Source organism: Bacillus sp. FJAT-27251 (assembly GCF_001273925.1).
In the GTDB taxonomy this organism is placed as follows: domain Bacteria; phylum Bacillota; class Bacilli; order Bacillales; family Cytobacillaceae; genus Mesobacillus_B.
Genome location: NZ_LIGG01000001.1, coordinates 3875210 through 3899674 on the forward strand (window position 1 = coordinate 3875210; position 24465 = coordinate 3899674).

General features: G+C 40.1%; 21 protein-coding genes and 1 pseudogene. 4 read left to right on the forward strand and 18 right to left on the reverse strand.

Annotated features, from left to right (window positions below; genetic code table 11):
• Window positions 1–2: 2 nt before the first annotated feature.
• Together ADU22_RS18180 and ADU22_RS18185 are read right to left on the reverse strand one after the other, a co-directional pair.
• Window positions 3–689, reverse strand: coding sequence for a 3-oxoacid CoA-transferase subunit B (locus ADU22_RS18180; protein WP_053363428.1), 687 nt, complete (start codon window positions 687–689; stop codon window positions 3–5).
• A 2-nt stretch (window positions 690–691) separates the two neighbouring features.
• Complete coding sequence (locus ADU22_RS18185) at window positions 692–1378, reverse strand: CoA transferase subunit A (protein WP_286132313.1); 687 nt, start codon at window positions 1376–1378, stop codon at window positions 692–694.
• Between the two features lie 302 nt (window positions 1379–1680).
• On the opposite strand from ADU22_RS18185, the gene ADU22_RS18190 reads away from it, so the two are divergent.
• From ADU22_RS18190 to ADU22_RS18205, 4 genes are all read left to right on the forward strand, one after another.
• The gene (locus ADU22_RS18190; RefSeq protein WP_053363429.1) at window positions 1681–2304 is read left to right on the forward strand and encodes a GntR family transcriptional regulator; all 624 of its coding nucleotides are present in this window, start codon (window positions 1681–1683) and stop codon (window positions 2302–2304) included.
• 200 nt (window positions 2305–2504) lie between these two features.
• Window positions 2505–3209, forward strand: coding sequence for a DUF421 domain-containing protein (locus ADU22_RS18195; RefSeq protein WP_053363430.1), 705 nt, complete (start codon window positions 2505–2507; stop codon window positions 3207–3209).
• Window positions 3210–3518: 309 nt separating this feature from the next.
• Complete coding sequence (locus ADU22_RS18200; RefSeq protein WP_053363431.1) at window positions 3519–3923, forward strand: CidA/LrgA family protein; 405 nt, start codon at window positions 3519–3521, stop codon at window positions 3921–3923.
• Window positions 3893–4585, forward strand: a complete 693-nt coding sequence (locus ADU22_RS18205) for an LrgB family protein (RefSeq protein ID WP_053363432.1) — start codon at window positions 3893–3895, stop codon at window positions 4583–4585. Before ADU22_RS18200 ends, ADU22_RS18205 begins: the two co-directional genes overlap by 31 nt.
• Window positions 4586–4680: 95 nt before the next feature.
• On the opposite strand, the gene ADU22_RS18210 is transcribed toward ADU22_RS18205, so the two are convergent.
• From ADU22_RS18210 to ADU22_RS18280, 16 genes and pseudogenes are all read right to left on the reverse strand, one after another.
• On the reverse strand, window positions 4681–5619 hold the full coding sequence (locus ADU22_RS18210) for a DNA/RNA non-specific endonuclease (protein ID WP_053363433.1): 939 nt from the start codon (window positions 5617–5619) through the stop codon (window positions 4681–4683).
• Between the two features lie 253 nt (window positions 5620–5872).
• Window positions 5873–6328 (reverse strand): SDR family NAD(P)-dependent oxidoreductase, encoded by a 456-nt coding sequence (locus ADU22_RS18215; RefSeq protein ID WP_156324393.1) that lies wholly within the window; start codon window positions 6326–6328, stop codon window positions 5873–5875.
• A 198-nt stretch (window positions 6329–6526) separates the two neighbouring features.
• Window positions 6527–7492, reverse strand: coding sequence for an MBL fold metallo-hydrolase (locus ADU22_RS18220; protein ID WP_053363435.1), 966 nt, complete (start codon window positions 7490–7492; stop codon window positions 6527–6529).
• Window positions 7493–8055: 563 nt separating this feature from the next.
• A pseudogene (locus ADU22_RS24780) lies at window positions 8056–8145 on the reverse strand (IS66 family transposase); the annotation flags it as partial.
• A gap of 151 nt (window positions 8146–8296) precedes the next feature.
• Window positions 8297–9286 carry a Gfo/Idh/MocA family oxidoreductase gene (locus tag ADU22_RS18225; protein ID WP_053363436.1) on the reverse strand — a complete coding sequence of 330 codons (990 nt, stop codon included), beginning with the start codon at window positions 9284–9286 and terminating at the stop codon, window positions 8297–8299.
• Between the two features lie 621 nt (window positions 9287–9907).
• Complete coding sequence (locus ADU22_RS18230) at window positions 9908–10438, reverse strand: GrpB family protein (RefSeq protein WP_053363437.1); 531 nt, start codon at window positions 10436–10438, stop codon at window positions 9908–9910.
• A gap of 139 nt (window positions 10439–10577) precedes the next feature.
• Window positions 10578–11885, reverse strand: coding sequence for an MFS transporter (locus ADU22_RS18235; protein ID WP_053363438.1), 1308 nt, complete (start codon window positions 11883–11885; stop codon window positions 10578–10580).
• Between the two features lie 317 nt (window positions 11886–12202).
• Entirely contained in the window at window positions 12203–13336 is a 1134-nt protein-coding gene (locus tag ADU22_RS18240; RefSeq protein ID WP_053363439.1) for a GntR family transcriptional regulator, read from the reverse strand.
• A gap of 242 nt (window positions 13337–13578) precedes the next feature.
• Window positions 13579–14205 carry a YesL family protein gene (locus tag ADU22_RS18245; RefSeq protein WP_053363440.1) on the reverse strand — a complete coding sequence of 209 codons (627 nt, stop codon included), beginning with the start codon at window positions 14203–14205 and terminating at the stop codon, window positions 13579–13581.
• Between the two features lie 199 nt (window positions 14206–14404).
• Window positions 14405–15937, reverse strand: coding sequence for an alpha-N-arabinofuranosidase (locus ADU22_RS18250; RefSeq protein ID WP_053363441.1), 1533 nt, complete (start codon window positions 15935–15937; stop codon window positions 14405–14407).
• A gap of 32 nt (window positions 15938–15969) precedes the next feature.
• Entirely contained in the window at window positions 15970–16812 is an 843-nt protein-coding gene (locus ADU22_RS18255) for a carbohydrate ABC transporter permease (RefSeq protein ID WP_053363442.1), read from the reverse strand.
• Window positions 16813–17772 carry a carbohydrate ABC transporter permease gene (locus tag ADU22_RS18260; protein ID WP_053363443.1) on the reverse strand — a complete coding sequence of 320 codons (960 nt, stop codon included), beginning with the start codon at window positions 17770–17772 and terminating at the stop codon, window positions 16813–16815.
• Window positions 17773–17887: 115 nt separating this feature from the next.
• Entirely contained in the window at window positions 17888–19213 is a 1326-nt protein-coding gene (locus ADU22_RS18265) for an ABC transporter substrate-binding protein (RefSeq protein ID WP_231687909.1), read from the reverse strand.
• Window positions 19214–19371: 158 nt separating this feature from the next.
• The gene (gene arfA, locus ADU22_RS18270; RefSeq protein WP_053363444.1) at window positions 19372–20883 is read right to left on the reverse strand and encodes an arabinosylfuranosidase ArfA; all 1512 of its coding nucleotides are present in this window, start codon (window positions 20881–20883) and stop codon (window positions 19372–19374) included.
• A 593-nt stretch (window positions 20884–21476) separates the two neighbouring features.
• Entirely contained in the window at window positions 21477–23891 is a 2415-nt protein-coding gene (locus ADU22_RS18275; RefSeq protein ID WP_053363445.1) for a DEAD/DEAH box helicase family protein, read from the reverse strand.
• The gene (locus ADU22_RS18280; protein ID WP_053363446.1) at window positions 23878–24210 is read right to left on the reverse strand and encodes a nucleoside triphosphate pyrophosphohydrolase; all 333 of its coding nucleotides are present in this window, start codon (window positions 24208–24210) and stop codon (window positions 23878–23880) included. Before ADU22_RS18280 ends, ADU22_RS18275 begins: the two co-directional genes overlap by 14 nt.
• Between the last annotated feature and the right edge of the window lie 255 nt (window positions 24211–24465).

The following is a 24465-nucleotide window of genomic DNA, read 5'->3' on the forward strand; positions in this document are numbered from 1 at the left end:
CTTCATTTTTGTTCTACGTTAGCTAGAAAAACGTTCATCCCTTGGACCCTTTTCAAATCTTCTGCCACTTTATAGGAAGCAGGGGTTATTTCTTTTAGTTTTCCCAAGGAAATATCCTGGTTTATTTCGACAAGATAAAGTTTTTCATTCCTGAATTTAAAAACGGCATATTCTGTAATAATAGTATCTACTCGTTTTTTAGCAGTTAATGGATAAGTACATTCCGGAAGAATCTTAGGCTCCCCTTTAGGGGTTAAATGAGTCATCGCAGCAATGACCTTTTTAGCCCCGACCACTAAATCCATGGCTCCTCCAACCCCTAGTACATCTTTGCCTGGTATGGCCCAGCTGGCAATATCCCCTTTTTCCGATACTTGCAGGGCCCCAATMACGGTCGCATCCAGATGGCCGCCGCGCATCATTCCAAACGAGATGGAACTATCAAAATAGGAGGCATGAGGGAGGACGGTGATTGGCTGTTTTCCTGCATTCACCAAATCAATATCAACCTCGCCGGGTTCAGGTTCCGGCCCAACTCCAAGAACTCCATTCTCGGAATGGATTGTTACAGAACCTTTTGGTAGGTAATCTGCAACCAATGTGGGAATCCCAATTCCCAAATTCACAATTCCTGATGTCAATTCCTGTGCACATCTCCAAGCTATGTAGTGTTTGATTGTATTGGTCATGATTACTCCTCCCTCTTCACGACAATATCTACGAAGGCAAATGGTGTTGCGATTGACTCTGGGTCAAGTTCCCCTATTTCGACTATTTCCTCCACTTCAACTATGGTTAGATCAGCCGCCATCGCCATAATCGGATTGAAATTACGGGCTGTTTTTCTATATATCAGGTTTCCAGCCTTATCCGCTTTTTCGGCCTTTATAAGTGATACATCGGCAAATAAAGAGTGTTCAAGAACATGGTCTCGACCTTTGAATGTTCGTGTCTCTTTATTTATGGCCAATTCAGTGCCAGCAGAGGTTGGCGTGTAAAAGGCAGGAATACCAGAACCTCCTAATCTTATAGCTTCCGAAAAAGTGCCCTGCGGAAGCAGCTCAATATCAATCCGCCCCTCCCTATACGCCTGAACAACCTCTTTGTTCGTGGTAAAATAGGTTCCAATCGCTTTCTTAATTCGACCTTGTTTGAACAGCGGATAGAGATTGGTATCTCTATTAATATTATTGCTAATAACCGTTAGATCACTGATATGCCCTTCGTCAATCAGGGCTTGCAATAAATACTGCGGAATGCCGGTAACGCCGAATCCGCCTACCATAATGGTGGCACTCGAGCTTATTTTCCCAATGGCCTCCTTAGCGGAGAGAAATTGGACATTTGTCTTAATTGTACTCCCTGTCTCAGACTTCACTCTTCCTACCTCATTTCAGAGAAATTTTATTCAAAAGTAAAAGATTCCAAGATGAATTAATGCCATTAAACCCAAGCGAACTTTCCTCGAGACTACTAATTTACTTGCCAAAATAGTTAGACTCTTTTCAAATTTCGATATATTAATTCTAAAATCATATATGATTTTTGTCAATCGTATATTTGAAATCGCTTCCATATTGTTTTTTAGCCGAAATTTAGTATAATTATGGTATTAGGTAAGAACGACCCCAAAAGGCTTGCTTCTTATTTACAATCCTGAATAAGAAAGGGATAGATTTAATGGCCCCCATAACGAAGACTGAAAAAGTGTATATAAAACTCCTTGATAACATAAAAACAGGTAAAGTCCGCCCTGGATCCAGATTGGTCATAGCCCAAATTGCCAGAGAATTTAATGTAAGTGAAATTCCAGTCAGAGAAGCGATACAGAGACTAGCACAAGAGGGGTATATAACTTTAACTCCGCATGCTGCTCCTACCGTAAAAGGTTTGTCTTCAGACGAGGTTCGGCAAATTTTCGAAATTCGTTCAAGTCTTGAATCCCTGGCTGCTAAACTTGCTGTAGACCACATATCCAACACTCACATAAAAGACCTGGAACAAATATTAGAAGAATCAAAGGAAATATGCGAGGATGAGGATTTTGAAGGATATTTAAAAGCAAACACTTATTTTCATAAATCTCTTTACCAACATTGCAACAACGAAATGCTAATCAAAATGATTAATGACATAACGGGACTTTCCGCAAGGTACCCGAATTATTATCAAAATAAAGAGATCATGCAGGTATCCATTAAAGAGCATGAAGAAATTTTGGATGCATTAAAAATACGGGATGCAGAACTGATTGAACGACTTACAAAAAATCACCTATCTAAGGTCATTCTAAAGTTGGCCTGATTACGGGCAAGAGAATTTACCAGCCTCGCTATGTTCTTTTCATGGTTTGCCATGGAAATTACCAGGCTGCCGATATACGTGCAAGCAGAAGAAGGAGCCTCAACATATGCGGCTCCTTCTTTTACTATTGCAAGGGATTATAAAAAAATAAAAGAGATACACTAATGTCATAGCTAATCGGCATAAGGATGTGTCTTAAAATGGACTTTGTGCAAGGTCAGGAAACACTTACAATCATGGAGTGGATTCTTCGTGCTGTCGTTTCCTATTTCTTTATCGTCGTTGTTGCCAGAGCTTTAGGACAGCGCGCGATCTCACAATTGAGACTCTTGGACTTCGTCATGGCCTTAATCATCGGAAACATCATTGCACATCCGTTATCGGATGAAAAGCTTGGACTGAAAGGGTCCTTTATCACTACAACAGTATTAGTGGCCTTGTATATAATAAGTATTTTTATCATTCTCAGATGGCCTGCAGTCAGAAAATTGATTAACCAAACACCCATTAAAGTTATTGAAAATGGAAAGATCCTAAATAACGGATTAAAGAAAGCGAGGATTTCAATCGACGTTTTATTGGAAGAATTACGAAAAGACAAAGTGGCAGATGTAAACAAAGTAGCACTAGCCCTTTGGGAATCTGAAGGAAGAATATCCTTTTTCCTGGATCCAAAATATGAACCGCTTACTCCTTCAACCTGCCAAATTGACGTGGAGCCCTTCGATTTTCCAAGGATCATTATTAAGGAGGGAAGAATAATGGAGAAGGAGCTGCAACAGACTCATAAGGATTTGGAATGGGTTATTTCCAAACTGGAAATGGCATTCCAAACTGAGGTTAAAAACGTCCTGCTTGCTACCCTTGACAGGAAGGATAATCTGAACGTCTTCTTGTATAAATGAAACAGGGGGCTCTCTTGTTTCTCCCCCCCTTTTTCCTATCGTTCATGCACTAGTACAGCTTGTCCCAATGCTTATGCCTTATAACCCATACCTTGTGTTGTTAAAAGACAAAACCAATGATATACTAAGCTCTTGTTATCTAGTACACCAGATAACACATGGTTCTTTTCCTCTTTTCTCAGGATAAAACAACACGGATAACCCCTTGAAAACTACTATTAAATAAGCCATAAACTACATACTAAAATTAGAAATATTTATTTTTATAAGAAAGAAGGGAAAAGGTTCCCAAACGAGGAACAACGCATCATGAAAATTCTCACCACTGTTTTCCAAATAGGCATTTTATATCTCTTTTACGTTATTGGAAGTTATATTCAAAACTTTTTCCACCTGCCCATTCCGGGCAGCATCATAGGACTCTTGTTGCTTTTTGTTTGTCTATGTTTAAAAATCGTTCCAGTCAAGCTGATTGAAAATGGAGCCACGTTTTTGCTAAGTATTTTAGTGTTGTTGTTTGTTCCAGCAACGGTTGGAATCATGAACTATCCGTCGCTGCTTTCCATTCATGGAGTATTGCTGGTTGCAGCCATTCTGTTAAGTACCGGCATCTCCATAGCCATTGCCGGAACCGCAATCCAATTTTTTGAGAAAAAAGGACAAAAACGCAAGGAGGTTCAAGAATGCAACAAACTCTCTTCGCGTTCTGCATGATTGTTTTAACGCTTCTTGCCTATTTTGCAATGAGCCAATTGTATAAACGGCATTCCTATTCTTTTTTACTTCCCGTTTTAACAACAACGGTATTAATCATCATCACCCTTGTTATACTTAATATCCCGTATAAAGATTATTTGATGGGCGGGCAATGGATTACTTCCCTTTTAGGGCCAGGGGTTGTAGCACTTGCGTATCCTTTATATAAACAACGTCATTATTTATTGAAATATTCATTTACAATCGCAGGAGGAGTTTTGATCGCTACGATTTCAGGAATGTTCAGTGTAGGCCTCCTGGCTAAAATGCTCAACATCAATGATACTTTAACACTTTCCATTATCCCTAAATCCCTTACTTCCCCTGTTGCCATGGAAGTAGCTGAAGGATTAGGTGGAAATGCCTCGATAGCCACTGTTTGTGTTACGCTTGCAGGGATATTTGGTGCATTAGCTTCTCCTGCTATCTTTAAAATGATGCGGGTGCATAGCCCCATTGGCAGAGGGATCGCTCTTGGCAGTGCCTCACATGCCATAGGAACCTCTAAAGCTGCCGAATACAGTGAACTCACCTTTTCAATGAGTTCCGTTGCGATGGCATTATGTGCCATCATCGGTACCTTTATAGGACCAATTGTGGCGGGACTGCTCCAATTTTAAGAAGTTAACACTTCAGCAGTAAAATTAGCACACAAAAAAGCTCAGAGCCATTATGCTCTGAGCTTTCTTTATAGCAGTCTCGGAGTTTTAGAGGTTTACTCACCTACCATACCGTCATTATCACGATCATCCATATAGGGGTATAACCAATGATCGCTCGTTATTGGCATACTGAAACCCGCTTCCTTTGCTTCTTTGATCGTCACCTGTCCATTGCCGTTTGTATCTACGGAGGAAATATCCTCTTCTGTGTTTGATCCTGCTGATTCAGCGGGTTCGGTTGATTCACCTGATTCACTGTCTGTTAAACCGAGTGATGCGTTTACTTCGTCAGGGTTCACGTTGTCGAATGTATCAACGATCTTGTTGCCCATTATCGTGTAAGTATATTGATAACTCGAAGGAATCTGTGTCTGTGTATTGTGATAAGTGATAATTGCTTCAAAATCACTAGCACCACCCGCTCTACTGATTGCATCTTCCATATATGCTTGGTCGCCGTGCCGATTGAGCGTACTATCTTGTGGAGTGATATTATAAGCATTTGCCACCCCACCGAGAGAATCGGCAATGACATGGCCTTCATCTAAAACTTCGCTTTCAACACCGGGAACCTTTGCCTCATCAGGATAGTATCTGCCAGAAGATAATACAGGTTCGCTGCTGTCATCCTGCAGGATGATTTCGTCAGCAATGACACGTACTAGCTGCCCGTATTCATTCGTAAATGCCCAATATTCACGGTCCCCATACCCAATGTCAACGACAACATTAGGTTCACGATGTCCAGACAGATCACCGCCATCCACTTCAATAAGTTTGTAGCCCGAGAACAGTTCATTATTTGGAGTTGCCGTTTCTTCAGGAACTGTGGAGGCCGTTTCTTCTTTGGCATTGTTTTTATTTCCTTCGTCTGCGACTATTTTTTGTGAATCTGTTTCTACATCTGTATTGGATGTATCTTCTACATTGGTACAACCAACCATAAAGGTGATTGTTAAAAGTAAGAATAAAATGTTCATTTTCTTTTTCATTTTAATACTCTCCCACCCACAATTAAACTCCCCGTTTGTTCATTAAGACTCCCTATTATTTTAACATAAATAACCTGCTTACCGTTTTTAACCCTCCAATCAGATTAACTTAGCATATGAATTTGCACACTGACAATAACTTCTGTCCTTGCTAAAGGGGGGGCTAATCTAGGTGGTAAAACACCCTTAATGCACAGAAAACCCTTATATATCAACAAAACGATGCAGACCAATTCAGTTTCGAATTGGTCTGCTAATTTGTTCTGGTTGTTCCAGGGATTTTAGTATTCACCCGGATTTTATCCTTGGCAAGGATGTTGGCGAATGTATAACTCATCGTCCGGACTGCTCCTTTGGAACTTGCATATCCTGGATAATCAGTTCGTGTCAGGATGCTGTTGGAAGCAACGTTGATAATGCTTCCGCCTTTATTCTCTTTCATATGCGTAACAGCATGCTTCACCATATAGAACGTTCCATACGCATTTACCTTGTAGATTTTATCGAATTCCTCCGAGTTGAACTGCTCAGCCGGATCACTTGGTCCTGCATACCAAGCATTATTCACGAGGATATCGAGTTTCCCGAATTTCTCCACTTCAGGTAGCCATAAGAGTCTGATCATAGCTACGAGTATATAAATCCTCGCAAATGAAATCCCAATCCTTTCAATAAAGGCTTCAAACACTGGCTTTACAGCAGGAGACACCTCATCCAGCTCTTGCCGGCAGCGTAGTTCCGTATTATCTTCATTAAAAAGAGATTGGTAGTATGTAAGATTGATTATAAAGTCTCCTTTCAACCTAATTGGCTGAGGTTATCCCTTAATATTATTATTGATAAGAATTTCCGTATCACGCTGATTTCTCTAGCACTAAAGCCGATATCCTTTATACCAATTTTGTAACTATATGACTGAATACCTCCAAACGCCTTCTACTAATTTTTTACTAATCTCCCTCTTAACTTCTAGATAATCTAAAAATCCAATAATCTCTGACATAACTAGAGAAAATTGTTTTTCGTATTTATTTTTATAGTAGAATTGCGCAAGGGCACTTCCGGTATCAAACCCATCACTAATCAAACTTTTCAAGCTTTCCGATTTCCCCTCAATTCTCTCAAGTCTTTCTTGAATTAGCTGTTTTGGATTTTCAATTAATTCACCATGTCCTGGAAAAACAAGGTCAAGTTTTAAGGAACTACATTTTTTTAAAGAATTGATATGTTCAACTAATGTGTGTATTCTATTTCCATCTTGATCGGGTTCTACTAACGCATTGCTTGAAATATGGTTAATTAATAAATCGCCAGATATTAACCACCTGTTTAATGAATCATAAAGGGCTATTTGATCAGGGGCATGACCTGGGGTACTTATAATGTCAAATTTATGTAACCGAGAATCTTCCATTGGTTTAAGCGTTGCTGTTATCGCATTTTTATTGTTTTTTGTTATGCTTTCTTTTAAAAAAAGTACATGTTTCCTTCCAATTTCTCCACAACCCATTTGTGCATATAGCGTTGAGAAAAATTCAACTCTCATCTCAAGAAAGGAACGATTTCTTGTCAACCGGGGGATGGACAGTGGGTGGGTGTACACTGGAATTTGATTTTCAGAAAAAATACGATTTACCAACCCAATATGGTCAATATGATGATGAGTTAGAATGATGTCTGTTAAGTCAGAAATAGAAAATCCAATTTCATTCAATTGATTTGTTAATGCATTAAAACAATCCTCGTTATTCATCCCAGTGTCTATTAACGAAAGAGAGTCTCCAGATTTTACAATATAAAAGTTAATGCTCCTTAAACTTGATTGAGTGGGAACGATAATTGGAAAAATTTCAAGATTGTTGACCTTATTCATATTTAACACCTCTGCTTATATTAATCACACTATAAAATAACTGAATATTACATATATCATAGCGATTTTACATGAAAAATATTTTTTTAGTAACCTTCATTGGAGATTAATGTTTGATGTTATGAATTTTTTTATTTTAGGAGAGTGTTCTATATACGGAGGTCAATAAATAATGGCGAATAGGCAATAAGAAGCCGCCCAACAATTTGAGCAGCTTATTAATTGAAGTAATCCACCGTGGCCAACATGTAAGAGACTACCTTTTAGGGATTATAAGGAAACCCCTGTCATGTCAAACCACAGAGATTTCTAACTAGTAGTAGAAATAACACACCACTCAGCATAATGGAAGAAGCTGCAATTTATGATGAAAGTGCACTGGCGTAAAAACAATACTTATAAGTAGTTCAAGGTACCGGGGGGCAAAAATAGAGGGGGAATTGAAGTTCATCCCCCACTTCTTTTTCTTCAAGAGTCCTAAAAATTCCTTTTCTTGATTTCATGACGGTTCTAAAATCCAAAATTAGCTTTAATTTAATCTGGTGCTGAGGGAGCGGCATGCCCCAACACCCTACAAGGCTGACTTCCTGAGTGCTATCGTATCCGGCATATCCATCCACCTGAAGGTAGCCTTTAAATCCAGGCAAGAATTCTTTGCATTTTTTCGAGCATGGGTTCCCCGTAATCCCAAAGAAGGTTCAGCCATTGGTCTGGCCGCTCCGCAAACCTTTCAATTGGAAATGCGGACGAGAAAGAGAGATATTAATATTGTAACTGAATTAAAAGCAGTGGATTTGGCTGTAGCTATAGCTTTACGGACTTGGCTGTTTCCAGTGATTTTTTTGCTGCTTTAGCAATTCGGACAGACTGCAATCCGTCGAATCCTTTACAAGAGACCTCATGATTTTCCATACATGCCTTTACAAAATGACCGATTTCAGCAATATAGGATTGTTTATAACGTTCGATTAAAAATGAAGGGGGTTTTTCTTTCTTTACATATTTATTTGTTGCCAATTCAACAGTTGCTGTTTGATTATTATCCGCCTGAGCCAAGCCTTTTTCTCCAAGTATTTCAAGCCGCTGGTCATAAGTGCAGGACGGACTATGACATTTTTCAATTATGCCTAAGGCTCCATTTTCAAACTTTAACGAAATCATAGCTGTGTCCAAGTCTTGCGGGTTCTGCAGATCAGAGCTGGAAAACACTCCCCCGTATGTTGAAACTTCAATTACCTCGCAACCCATTATATAGCGGGCGATGTCGAACTCGTGCATGGACAGGTCCATCAATGTATAGGAACTATTGGAAGAAGTCTTATAAGGTGAATACGGATCATGCGATATGAGGCGTAAAATCCGAGGCTTTCCAATCTCACCATTCCTCACAAATTTATGAACTTTGCGAAAATTCGGATCGAAACGAAGGTTAAACCCGATTTGGAGTTTCACTCCCGCCTTCTCCACCTCCTCAAGGGCGGCCTCGACTTCTTCAATTGTGAAGCTGATCGGTGCCTCGCAAAAGATATTTTTTCCAGCAGAGGCTACCTCTTTGATCATATCGCAATGTGTTTCAGTGGGGGAACAAATGAAGACCGCATCTACTTCTTCGTCCTTTAAAATATCTCTGTAATTTTTAGTTAAGACCTTAATATTCTTATTTGCTCTCCAGGTGTCCAAATATACATTGTCCGAAACACTCTTGACTAGGACCCGCTCCGGAAGAAGCTGCAAGTTATTGACATGTAACCGCCCCATTCTGCCTGCTCCAATGATTCCAACAATGAATGTCATTCCTTTTTCCCCCTTGAATTAGAGTTCAAGTGAATGAGCAAAGCTGTAATGTCCTTATTCCACGAAAAAGGGAACGTGAACCTTCCCTTTGTATTCCATTTATTGTAAAGTATTTTCCCTTTTTTCATGATTCAACAGATTTTAAAAAGGTAAAACAGAGAGTACCATGGATTTTTACCGTTGGATTTTTCGTTATGTTTATTTCCGATTGGATGGATTCACTCGGAGTTCAATTAGGTTTTTTGGTATTACCAATATGCCGATATCCTATTTATCCCTGCTTCTATTCATTGGAATACTTCCCTCTTACCTTTATTTGTGATGTTTTCACTTCAAATGAAAAGCATATCGAACCATTATATAAAAGCCCTCGTTTTTGTAACAGTTTGTGCGTTTGTTAGGGAGCCCTTGGCGGTCTGGATAAAATTAAACCTCCCAGTGAATTGTGAATCAATCCATGTGATAAGGTGTTTGAAATCAGAAAGCTCGAAATACTTTAGCTCGATCATAAATCTAACTCTCCCTTTAGTTTTTGCTATTAATCTCTTTATTCCACTAAAAACTAATCTGCACGTTATTAAGCCAACTTATTTAGGAAGAACACCCTTGTCACCTTATTTCTTAGGAATTTAGGGATCGTTTCCCTTTATACCATTCAAGAGCTTTTTCTTCTATTTCTCTAACAAGGTGATCCTTACCATTAATGTATGATTCAATATCATACGGAAATTCCAAAGCCAATTTCTCTTTCAAATCACCATACTTCTTTTTCATATCTGGGTCTATTCTCAAGTAATCTCTGAATGCCAAATGTCTATCAATTTCAGGGCTTCCAACCCCGTAAATATGTATATGATGAGTACGATTGTCTCCGCCTTTTTGGAAGTATCTTCGTCCAGTTATTCCGTTCTCGCCTTTAGGTTCATAACCAATATTCTTCATCTCATTATTAAATTGATCCACCACGTTAATGTTTTTGACGACAGGCAAAATATCTATAATAGGTTTGGCTGTTAGTCCTTGAACAGATGTACTGCCAATATGATGAATTTCTACAATCTCGTTATCGAATATGCGTTTCAGTTTTTTTGATTCCTTAATGAACATGAAAACCCATTCTTCGTCATAAGGACATACTTGGACTTTCCTCAAAATCTCTCCCCCATTCTTTACCAAAAATCTACAAAATCTTGGAATACATGAAAATAAGGCAATGTTGCATCCGGAAGATTAATTTCAATTGCTCCTAATTTTATTGTATCCATAATTCACCTGACTATATATTTACAAACTATTTATCTTGCTTATTGCCGGCCCAAATAACAATTGGAATAATCAGTAATGAAAGCAAAGCACCTGTATTGGAAAGGACTGCAAAACTGGAATTGGCTACAACGATTCCAGATAAGCCTCCCCCTAACGCACCTGACAATGCAATCCAAACATCTACAGAACCCTGTGTCTTAGCCCGGGTTGATGGCGTAGCTGCATCTACAAGAATGGCTGTGCCGCTGATTAACCCAAAATTCCAGCCGAGCCCGAGTAAAGCAAGTGCTGTAATGAGCACTGCCATTGAATCAGCAGGCCCCATTGCAGCCAGAATGCCGGCAGCAAGCATCGTAATCGCGGAGGCAATTGCCATAACTCCGCGCCCAATTTTATCAACAAGAATGCCTGTCAATAAAGAAGGCAAAAACATGGCACCTATATGAAATCCAATGACAAGCCCTACTTCATTCAAATCATGTCCATGGTGTCCCATATGCACGGGGGTCATCGTCATGATGGCCATCATCACAAATTGGGTGAGAACCATTACTGCGGCGCCTGCAAAAATGCCTCGCCTGTTTTTCTCTAACGAATTTGAGTTACTCTCTGAGAGGAATTTAGTGGTTGTTCCTTGAGCAGCTGCTATTGCTTTTGCAACAATAAAGGGATCTGGGCGAAGGAAAAAGAAGATCCCCAAACCGGCAAGGATATAGCCTGCAGCAGCTAATAGAAATGGACCAGCTAAAGCGGGAACTCCAATGGATAGAGCGAATTCACCCATGACACCAACAAGATTTGGACCGGCAACCGCACCGAATGTTGTGGATACCATGGCAATGCTGACCGCCTTTGCCCTTTGGGCCGAGTTCGCCAAGTCTGTTCCAGCGTAGCGTGCTTGCAGGTTTGTAGCCGCCCCAGCCCCATAGACAAGCAGGGACATAAATAAAAGCAGAATGCTATTGGTTAATGCTGAAATGACGACTCCAATGGCACCGAAACCTCCTGCCAAAAATCCCATCGCCAGCCCAAAACGCCGTCCAAATTGCTGGGAAAGCCGTCCCACAAGGAATGCGGCCCCTGCGGACCCTAAAGTAAACAACGCCGTGGGAATTCCCGTTACACTATCTGAACCTAGCATATCCTGGGCTAGAAGGGCCCCCACTGCTATTCCCGCCGCAAGCCCTGCCCCTCCAAAAACCTGGGATATGACAACCACCAATAATGTTCTTTTATACAGTTGTTGTTGTTTTTCAGGAGAATGAATGTAGCTTTGTACCTCATCTGATTGAGGGTCTATCACTTTTGCCTTCTCTTTATGTAACACAGTCATCACTCCCTTTCCAGACGACAAAATCTAAATCTCATAATCTTCCAACTTGATTTGAACCATCATAACACGCACAAAAAAGCCATACAATAAGATCATTGTATGGCAAACAATGTTAGACAGGATTACCTGCACCGGAAGGCTTCTTCCACACTCAAAAGGGTATTATTATGACCCTATAATTCTCAGGAGTAAAATCCCTCTTCTGTTCCGCGCAAATATAAAAAGAGCCCTAACCGTTAATAATGGTGAGTGCTCTTCTACTATAATTCTTAGCTCGGAATTGAAAAGCTGATGGATTCTTTTCTACATCAAACTTATTAGTTTACTTTTTCTTTCATTTCCGCGGTGCGAATATCCAATGTTGATTGGTTTATGATAAGCTTTGGTTCATAAACGATTGATTGTGGAACCGATTGCGCATTACCAGATGGTAACATACCTTTATTATGAATCAAATCAACAATCATTTTAGCAGCGTCTTCCCCCATCTTAAACTTCGGATGTTTTACAGTGGTCAGTTTCACTTCCGATGCCTTTGCAAGGAAAGAATCATCATAGCCGACAAGGGAGATATCTTTGGGTACATGTATATTTCGTTCTCGAAAAATATCAAGTAATCGAATGGCTAATTCGTCATTATAGCAAACGACTGCCGTTGGACATTTTTGAGATGAGAGAATTTCCTTTAATTTTTCAAGCGGCCTTGTCGTTTTATCCTCTGAAGAATACGTAACCAGGTTGTTAGGGTCTATCGACATCTGATTATCCCGGTGGGCCTTTATATAACCTTTCATGCGCTTGACCCCTTGAACATCATCGGTTTTAAAAAAGGCTGCTATGTTCCGATGCCCGAGTTTAATCAAATAGTCGGTTTGTAAGTAACCACCTTTTTCATCATCCATAATTAGGCTCGGGGGCTCAAGTTCATTATAATAAGCGTTAATCATGATATAGGGGATATTTAAGCGTTCCAGATTAAAATAATAGTTTAAATTAGGGTTAGGCAAAGCGCTTTTTGTCGGTTCAATAATGATCCCATCAATTTGCTTAGTTAGGATACTCTCCAATATCCGGCGCTCACTGTCGACACTGTTGTTCGTACAGTAGAGACTTACTTGAAAATCCAGTTTGCTTAAATAAGATTCCGCTCCTTGTATAATGGAAGGAAATATATAATCAGAAAGATAAGTCGTTATAATGGCCACGCTTTTACCGCCACTATGTGCATGCGGATTTGTTTTACGTTCTGCACAAAAAGTTCCTGCACCCTGCTTGCGATACAGCCATCCCTCTTCAACTAATTTACCTACCGCCAGACGGATAGTATGGCGGCTCACACCAAAAGATTTCATTAATTCACTTTCGGAACTTATTTTTTGATGAGGAAAATAAGTGCCGTCCAATATTTTGGATTTTATGTCTTGTTGAACCCTGCTATATTTTGTTTGCACTTAATCATCCCGCTTTCTGATAATGTTAACTATTAAGCAGTTTTAATAGGTTATGCAAGTGCTAGCACACGAAGTTTAGACCAACCAATTTATCTAATTTATTTTACCATGTAAAAGATTTCATTCCACTTTAAACCATTCCGAAAAGCGAATATTTTCGTTGAATTGCTAATTATGATACATTTCATATTCCTCATGAATGACCAGACATTCTTGTTCCATTTCGGAGCTTTTTTATGACTTTATGCAGGAACAGCAAGCTCTCCCTTTTCTAACTTTTGGACCACCCTTTTACTAATATACATACATAAGGTACTGAGTGAACTTCCTAATAATAAGGGAAAAAACATAGGGAAAGTAAGGTAGATGGAAATCAATACGAACGAACCCAACAGCATAAGAATGGTTAGATGAGGATAGGATAGACTTATAATAAACGCGTATTTTATATATTCGATGTTTTTAAGTTGAAAATGCACAAACACAGGGAAAATATATAACAAGATTGAAAGGTAAACAAATGTTAAAGGAATTAAAATAAATGCTAAAAATAGAAAAATACTCCCTTCCAAACGGAACAAAATGAAAAAATCAATATAAAGAAAGAACCCGATAAACATTAAAAGCCATCCGACCTTATTGGCGTCAGTGAATTCCTTTCGGTATGTTTCTTTGAATGTTTGAAATATAGGTACCTGCTCCTTTAGCCTCCATTTGCGGATCACCGTAAACATAGCTGCAGTAGCTGGAAAAAAACCAAAAAGAAAGAGCCCTAGTACACTAAAACAGATCCATAGCAGGTTTACATAAGCTAGCCTAAAAGTCCATTCTCCTATAAAATTTATCTTTGAAAGCATATGATCAGTCATCTGCCTTCCCCCCTCAGAATCGAAATAACTTTATAAAGCCCTTAACTCAAAATGAGGACTTTTCTTTATTACTACCATAAATAAAGACATCTTTTTCCTTCTATTTACTTTTCCGAGAAAACTGATTTTCAATTTTATGAGGGCCCCAAACTGACAATGATGAAATTTGAGGCCCTCGGTTACTTAATCTCTTAATGGATTATTGAACTTCGATAACTAGTACAGACTTAGACGGGATTGTAAGAGAAACTTGATCGTTTTGCAGTTCAATTTCATTAAACACAGCTGGTTCAATTCTATTTGGATCTTCAAACGTATTATGTTCCGTTATAGATTCAGCTGTTAGTATCCGGCCTGAAGCTGCTGAAAAACTGCCGATGCCATTAAGGCTGCATGTGATTGTTTCCGATTGATTAGGGTCCAGATTGCAGATAGAGATATGAACCTTGCCAGATGCATCCTGAGAAGCCGAAACGTTTAGCGTCGGAAGACCATCTTCTCCATATGTATAGTCCCTTGTACTCACACTGACTGGAAGTAAAGTGGCATCCTGATGAACTTTATACATTTCAAAGACATGGTAGGAAGGAGTCAGGATCATTTTCTCCCCTTCAGTCAAGATCATCGCTTGCAATACATTTACCATCTGAGCAATGTTAGCCATGTGTACACGATCACAGTGGTTATTGAAAATATTAAGGTTTATACCCGCCACAAGGGCATCACGCAAGGTATTTTGCTGATAAAGGAACCCAGGGTTTGTATTAGGTTCAACCTTGAACCAAGTTCCCCATTCATCAACGATCAGATCCACTTTTTTCTCAGGGTCATATTTATCCATGATGGCCGTATGCTTTTGAATCAGCTCTTCCATCACAACCGTTCTCTTCATATAATCAAACCATTTTTCTTCTTTAAATCCTGTTGCAAAATCATAGTTTGCCCGGTTTCGTGTATAGAAGTGAAGAGCAAGCCCATGCATCTCTGGGCGGTGATGTTCCCAAATATTTGTAACAACACTATCCGGGAATGGCTCGGTTCTTCCTGTTCCTTCCCGCATCATCACTTCCGTCCAGTGGTAATCTGCCTCACTTGGTCCACAAGCGATTTTGTAGATTGGCGTGCTTGAATAGTTCCTTACAAAATTTTGATAGCGGCGGTAGAGATCAGCATAATATTCGACTCTCATCTTGCCTCCACATCCCCAGTTTTCGTTACCAATCCCAAAGTATTTAAGTTTCCATGGTTTATCTCTGCCGTTCTTTCTTCTCAAATCCGCCATAGGGGATTGTCCATCAAAGGTGATATATTCAACCCATTCTTGCATTTCCTGAACGGTTCCGCTGCCTACATTTCCACAAATATAAGGTTCAGTATCTAACTGTTCACATAGGTCCAAAAATTCATGGGTGCCAAAATGATTGTTTTCAACAACCTGGCCCCAGTTATTGTTCACGATACTTGGACGTGATTCATAAGGGCCGATACCGTCCTTCCAATGATATTCATCGGCAAAGCAGCCACCAGGCCACCTTAAATTCGGGATGCTTAGTTTCTTTAGCGCTTCAACAACATCGGTGCGAATCCCCCGTTTATTTGGAATGGGTGAATCCTCTCCGACCCAGATCCCCTCATAAATACACCTTCCTAAATGTTCTGCAAAGTGACCGTAAATATGTCTGCTGATAACTTCCTTTTTTTCGCTCTTATTAACGTTAATGAGAGATGTCATTTTTTAATTCCACTCCTGTTATAATAGTTTTTTTATCCTTTTACTGCCCCTGCAGCAAGACTGGATATAAAGTATTTCTGTGCGAATATAAATACAATAATGATAGGCAGAACGGTTAATACAGAACCTGCAATCAAAACATCATAGTTGTTTCCATATGGCGAGAGCAGGCCCGCTAAACCAATTGGCAGCGTTAACATTTCTTTCGAACGCAGTACAACTAATGGCCAAAGGAAGTTATTCCAGCTAAACAAGGCGAGCAAAATGGCCATTGCTCCATAAGCAGGTTTCATTAACGGAGCCATAATGCGGAAGAAAATGCCATATTCTGTACAACCATCAATTCTAGCGGCATCCATCAAATCATTCGGCAGCCCTAAGGCATATTGTCTAAAGAAAAAAATGGCCAATGGATGAATGATCATTGGGAGAATAACACCGGTATAGGTGTTAACAGCTCCTAGCCCGATCATCATTCTAAACAAAGGAAGCATCAATATTTCAAAAGGAATCAGCATAATTAATAACACTAAGAATAAAACAAAACTTTGACCTTTGAACCGATACATCGCCAGGCTATACCCAACCATAGAAGAAAATACCAACGCTAGAATCGTAGAGACAAGAGTGATAATCACACTGTTTTTAAACCAGTGGAAATAGATGCTGCCTCCTGTAAACAAATACAAATAGTTATCCATACTCCAAAGGTTAAATTGAGGATAAACATTTAAGCCATTTCTCATCAGCTCTGTTGAAGGCTTAAAAGAAGCTATCGTTAATGCTACCAATGGAAACACGGCAATTATTACAGGGGTAATCATAAAGAGCAGTAATAATATCGATACCCACTTTCCACGATGCTGTCTCGTCATTTAATTACCTCCCTTACCACTGAACCCGGTCAGTTTTAGCTGAATGAATCCCAATATGGCGACGATGACCAATAATGTTACACCAATAGCAGAACCAAAGCCTAATTGGTTATATTGAAAACCTTCTTTGTATAGATATCCAACCAGTGTTAAACCAATATTTCCAGGAGAATTCACTTCCCAAAACACATAGGCTTCTTCAAACATTTTATAACCCGCAAATAAGGTAATCGTTAAAACATAAACCGAAACCGGCTTCAAAAATGGCAGGGTAATATGCCTGAATTTATTAAAAGCATTTGCACCGTCAATTTCAGCCGCTTCATACATCTCCTTAGGAATATTTTGCAGGCCGGTTAAAAAATAAATCATGTTCACACCCGCCCATCTCCAAGTTGCCAGTCCAACCATTAGAGCCATAAGTGTTGCCCCATTTTGCCGCCAAGCAATGGGATCAAGACCAAAAAACATAAGCACTGAATTACCGAAGGCTGATTCGGATTCTGCAAACAGCAACCGGAAGATGACACCCGCGACAATAGTAGATGTCAGAGCTGGAATAAAGATACAGGCTCTAAAAAAGGTTTTTCCTTTCATGATTTTTGAATTTAAAATGATTGCCAGAATTAATGGCAATGGAATTAAAATGGCGATTGTCCAAAAAGTGTATAAGGTTGTATTGTACAGTGCCTTATAAAAATTCGGATTAAATAGCTTTATGTAGTTATCCAACCCAATAAACCTCGACTGGCCAGGCACTACCTCCTGAAAGCTCATCACTACGGTAGAAATAACCGGATATAAATAAAATCCGCAAAATATCAGCAAGAACGGAAAGATGAACACATAAGGAGCAAATTTTTGAGCATATAGGATATTTTTAAATGTTCTGCCTTTCCTTTTGATCTTCACACTATAACTTACATTTGAAGTTAAGTTTCGAGGGGAATCTGGTTTCATGTTAAACCTCCCTTTTGCCTGTTTTCAGGGATAAACTTGAAGGCGGCTACTCTTGATGTATACTTGAAAAACAAGTACCTTCAAGTGTATCCCTGTTTAAGTTGAATCCGTTCTTTTAGCGGCTTCTCAGTTCATCTCCTGCTTGCTTTAATGCATCTTCAGGTGATTGGGTTTTTTCTCTAAGCACATTGTGCAATACATTTGTTTCAATCAAATCCCTTGCTAACGGTGTATGCTCCGTAATATTCAACGGATTAATCTCATCTTTTATTTCTAACAGCATATCAAATAGTCCATCTCCGAAGTATTCTGTGAATCTATTAGGCTCTCTTAATTCAGGAGCATCCCAAATATCATGTCTTGGTGGATCGAAGCCAAGTATCTCCCAGATTTTAATATTCGATTCTTTTGTGAGCTTAGCAAAAGCCAGGAAGTCCTTCGACAATTGAACATCCTTTGCTTGCTTTGTCACAGCAGTTCCTGTTCCTCCCATTCCAGCCGAACGAAAGCCGCCCTCTTCCCAGCTTGGCATTGGTTTGATGACCATTTTTCCTGACTGGTCAGGCATATGTTCAACAAATCGGCTTGCATACCAGGATGGCATAACTAATGCTGCTGCACCACCTTTATTCATAAAAGCATAAAATTCTTCCGTATCATGTTTCGAGCCTGGTGCAAGAACAGCAATATCATGCTTATAAAGCATATCGTGGATAAACTGTAAGACTTCGACATTGTCTTTATTATCAATGATTACTTCGCCCTTACTGTCAAAAATATCGGAACCTTTCTGGCTGATCATCGGGTAGAAGCTCCAAAATCCTGTTGTAAATACAGGCGTCATCGGTTTATCTGTTTCAGCTTTAATAACTTTTCCAACTTCTACAAAATCGTCCCATGTTTTAATATCATCAGGACTTACGCCAGCTTCATTAAAGATTTCTTTATTATAAAAAGCGACCGAAGCTCCCACGTGTGTAGGCGCACCATAATACTTCCCATCCGCAGAATAAATTTCGAATCTCGACTTCACAAAATTATCCAGCTCTGGTTCGACAATATCATTCAAAGGTTCTAACTGAATATCACCTTTCAGAAAATTCGGAAATCTATTTACCTCAATATCGACAATATCCGGTGCTCCTACGCCAGATTGTAAGGCAAGCAGAAGGTTGTTATGCATATCAGCATAGGGAAAGGACTCCGATTTAAAATTGATTTGCCGGTCCGGATAGGTTTCATTCCATCGTTTTGCCGCGTCTTCAAAGAACTCGACATGCAAACCCTGGAAGGTCCAGAAGGTTATATCTTGTGGTTCTCCGCTGCCTGATCCGGATGAGTTCCCTGAGGCAGACTCTTTACCTCCTCCTCCGCTGCAGCCTGCTAAAACAGTGCTAAAAACCAATAACATAATAAATCCAAGCTTTAACAACTTCCCCAATGTTTCATCCCCCTTTTTAGTTAAAGAATTTGTTTAATTGCATTTGCCAGTATCATGTTCTAAAATTTTCAAATCACCTCCTTGGTAACTGATAGATAAACAAACCATCATTTTAGTCAAAAGTATTGTTTAATGGTCCGGACAACCTATCAGTGTGATTAAGATTTTCTCAAACGGATTACATTCCAAGAAGTCCGGGGCAATCTAGCACTTAAGATGCCATCTTCCAGAATGGACTCGCCATTTTTATGTGGTGACACCGTCTGCTCTGCCGCTGTATTTACTGCTTTTAAATCATCATTTTCCAGAACAATATGTTCCACCAAACTGTAACCCTCAAAACTTCTAATATCACCGTTAATAATGATTGGTTCTTTTAAATGTTTGTTTACCATAAACAATGTCACTTCATCATTTTCTTCATTATAAACAGCTGCACTATCAATATATGGAACATCAGTAAAGTCCTTGCTGTCATATTTAGGTGATGAGAGAATTGGTTTTAGGGAGATTCCTCTTCCGTAAATCGATGCATGCATATAAGGATAATAAATGGTTTGCTTCCAGGAACCGCCATTTGCTTCCGTCATAATCGGGGCAATGACGTTCACTAATTGGGCCATACAAGCTATTTTTACTCGATCTGCATGTTGTAAAAGTGTAATTAACATGCTTCCTACTAAAAGGGCATCTTCAAAGTTATAATGATCTTCAAGCTGAGGCGGTGCTATTGTCCATGCTTCAATATTTTTATCCGACTCTCTGGAATGGTACCAAACATTCCATTCATCAAAGCTTAGATTGATGGTCTTCTTACTTCGATGCTTTGCTTTAATATAATCACAAGTAGAAATAACCGTCTTAATAAAGTGATCCATATCCATATTTTTAGCCAAATAGTTTGCAGGGTCATTGTTGTAATTTCCATAGTACTGGTGAAGCGAGATGTAATCGACCTGTTCGTAAGCAATATCCAGAGTGGTTGCCTCATACTCAGGAAAGGTTGCCATACTGGTATTCGAACTTCCACATGCCACTAATTCAATATCTGGGTCAACTCGTCTCATTGCTTTCGCTGTTTCTTGGGCGATCCTTCCATATTCATAGGCCGTTTTGTGTCCAACCTGCCATGGGCCGTCCATTTCATTCCCTAAGCACCAGGTTTTAATTTTATGAGGTTTTTCATAACCATGGGATTTTCTTAAATCGCTCCAGTAGGTTCCACCTGGATGATTGGTATATTCCAACAAATTTCTGGCAGCATCGATTCCTCTTGTCCCTAAATTTACCGCCATCATTACCTCGGCATTCACTTTTTTTGCCCAGTCAGCAAACTCGTTCGTACCAATTTCATTCGTCTCAATCGTTTTCCAGGCAAGTTCAAGCCTGCGAGGCCGTTCTTCCTTCGGCCCTACTCCGTCTTCCCAATTATAAGCAGATACCATATTTCCACCAGGATACCTAATGATGGGCACCTGTAACCCTTTTACCAGATCAATAACATCCTTGCGAAAGCCTTGTTCGTCCGCGTCTGGATGTCCTGGTTCATAAATCCCTCCATAAACGGCACGTCCAAGATGCTCGATGAAAGAGCCATAGATCCGGTCATCCACTTTCGCAATTTGAAAATTCTTATCCAGTATCATTTTTGCAGTTAAATCTTCTGACATAAAAAACACTCCTTTTGAAATTCTTATACAACTTCCCCAATTCTTTCTGCAAGAATATCTCTAAGGAGCAAAAGCATCAGCCACAAGTATGTACGCGCTTTCAAAAACCGCTAACAAATTAAAATATAGATTTGAGGAAAGAGAACCTGCACGTACGAACATATAAGTTTTACCAAAAATTAAAAGTGGGACGTACAAGTTTTGTTGGTTCGATTATATATCACATTTTTTTGAATATCAATTATTTTTTGAATTGTTAATTAATTGTTTTTTTCAGATGTAGGCCATTTTACTTTATCTGCATAATTAAGCCAGTATCCGTGAATTGGCTAAAACTGATGATTTTAGAAAGGTGTAGCTTGTTCATAAAATGCAGTAGACTTACATTTGTAACCGTTGTACTCTAAAGTAATCTATCCCTATATCATTCACTCTGTGTTTAGCCGTAGTATGAACAAGCGATTTAGTTTATGAATAAAAAAACCCCAGGGATTTAAGCCCCGGGGATAATAAAACGCTTGTGAATAGGAAATTTAATCTGGGATAACATGCTTCCTGATACTATATCAAAATCATAAACTTATAGTTATAAATTACTTAGCTTTCCGCTCAAAATGGTAATGCAGCCGGTACTCGCAAATCTCCTTTGTCCAATCATAAACGGTATCCCTATCTTCGGGCACAATATCAAAGTTGATTCGGAAGACCCCATCTTCAAAAGTGACAAGCCCATTCGAACTCCCACTCCACTTAGTCATCGGCATCCTGGCAATCAGCTTGCTGACACCCTCTTCATCATACTCCCAAAGACTTCTGGATGATTTGTCCGAGAAATCAATCCGTTTCCGGTACTCCGTTTCAGTAAGATACTGATGAAAGAAGGGTGCAACCTCTTTGGGTGTAACCGGCTTGTTCCAACCTTCTGCACCCCTTTGAAGCATCGCCAGAAGGACAACCATTTTATAGCTCTTGGCCATACCTGTCTTTTCGGCTTCCTCCAGCCAGTTCCGGTACCGCGCGAATATTTCTTGTTCTCTTTCTGAAAGCTCTCCTGCCCATTCCAGAAACCCAATATAGGACTTGAACTCCTGCCGATATTGAATTGATTCTGACCTGCCTTTTAAATGAAGCTCCAAGTAGGTCGGCCTTCTTCCCAGCTCCTGCTTTAACATTAGATAGTCATTGAACAGCTTGTCACGAAGGGGATGCTTTTTCCTCGCCATTTCCTTCAACAGATCTATAACCTTAACATCCAGTTCGAGCTCGCACATATTGGGCACATTGGGCTGTATGCTCTTGGCCTTGGGAGGTGCCTGATTAACTTGCAACAAACTCAGTTTGATATCGGCATTCCGGTAGTTTCCAATCAAATCGATGATAGTGCAGTATTCCTTTCCTTCGTGCAACCGCAACCCCCGGCCAATTTGCTGGGTAAACACCGTCAGTGATTCAGTCGGGCGTGTGAACAGCAAAGTGTCGACTGGCGGTATGTCCACCCCTTCGTTAAACAGATCGACGGTAAAAATGACATCCAGTTCTCCCATTGCGAGCTGGCTGATCGCCTTGTTGCGGCTGATGCCAGCCTGCTGGGAATGCAGGCTGACGGTCCTAAAGCCTTGGCCGTTAAAATACCCTGACAGGAAATCGGCCTGCCGAATCGATGAACAGAACCCGATGGTCCTCGTCTGTTTCTTCTCCGTCCAGGCTTTAAGTATCTTCTCGGCCACTTCCTCGCGCAGCTGGACCTGCAAAAGCTCCTCCTCATCATATCTCGTCCCAAGCCAGCTAATCTGGCTATAATCCGTATCATCGTATACACCGTAATACCTGAACGGAGCCAGCCAGTGCCGTTCAATTGCCTCAAGAAAATCAAGACGATAGGCAACGTTCCCGTCACAGATGGCATACACATCCTTGTTGTCGTTCCTATCCGGTGTGGCGGTGATGCCCAGCAGGAAGTCCGGTTCAAAATAATCAAGGACCCGCTGATAGGTATTGGCCGCTGCATGATGGAACTCATCAATAATGATCAGGTCGAACTCATTGGGCTTAAATTTCTCCAGATGACTTTTTATGCTTAATGTATAAACCGAAGCAAAAACGGCATCTGCTTCGCCTTCTTTTGTACGACCATTGTATATCCCGTACTTTTTTTCCGGCATGATGCGTCTGAAAGACTCCTTGGCCTGGTGCAGGATTTCCTCCCTGTGGGCGATGAACAATATCTTTTTAAAGTTCTCCGCAAAAAAGCCGGCAAGATAAGTCTTGCCCAACCCGGTCGCCATGACGACTAGTGCCTTGTCGTATTCTTCCTCCAGCGTCTTGTTCAGTTCCTCAAGGGCTTCGATTTGTGCGAAACGAGGCTGGATCTGCCCATAGCTTTGTTTCTCTTCAAGAACAACATCAGCCTCATGTACCAGCTCTTTTTCCGCAGGAAGCATCATATCCAGTTCCTCTGTCTCGGTCCAGGTCTTGGCCAAATTTGGGTTCTCTTTATGTACCTCCTCATAAGATTCCCGATACTCTTTAAGCGTTTCGAAGTTCAAAGAAACCGTCTGGTCGGCGAAAAACAGCTTAAGAAATTCGGCCAAAGCCTCATCAAAAACCTTTCTTTCATTACTGACTGCCAGGTTCCACTCCACTCCATGGGAGAGAGCAGACCTTGAAAGATTGGATGAGCCGATAAAAAGGCAATCCTCTGTTTCCCCTGAGAACAAGTAGGCCTTAGGGTGAAAAGAAACTCCGTTGCTCCTCCACAGCCTCACCTGGATACTCTCATCAATCTCAAGCAGCTGCTCCAGTGCCTCAGGCTGTGTCACATGAAAATAATCGCCTGTAAGGACCTTAATATCAGCTCCCCGTTCAGCAGCCTGTTTCAATCCAGCCTGCAGAAAATCAACTCCCGACTTCATTACAAACGAAGTCAGGATGCAAATAGTCGAAGCTGATTGCATTCTTTTCAGAAGCTGGGCACCCAGGCCACGGGTCACAAGCTCAACCTTCGTCATCTTCAACCTCAATAAGGAATACCTTTTCCTTAAACCCTCCCCGCTTTTCAACCTTTTTCTTACGAACTTCTTCGACTTCTTCTATTGAAGAACCGTGATATTCAGCTAGTGCATGGAGAATCTCCAGCAGATCGGCCAGCTCCTCCACTGAATCTTCTTTTGATTCAGTTTCTACATATTCATTCAATTCTTCAAAGGCTTTCTTTTTTAGTTCCGTTATGTATTCTTCATTGCTAAGTATTCTAGTAGAAAAATTTTTACCTGTCTTTTCAATGACTTCTGGAATCAGGTCGCGGACTAGTTTGTTGTAAACTGGCATATTAATCACCTTTCATCTAATACTGTATTTTAAATTTCTCAACATATTTAAATTATAGGGTATAAATAAGTGATCCAGAAAGGCTTGTATAATGACTTCTACTTTATTCAATAAGCATATTAAAATAAACTGCCTAATAAGTATACTATTATTTATGGTACGGTTCACCATAGTTATTTAAGAGGCAAAAAACAGGGCACTGGGGTAATTCCCAATGCCTAATTCATAAATTCACGTGAATTTCTATCTAATTTT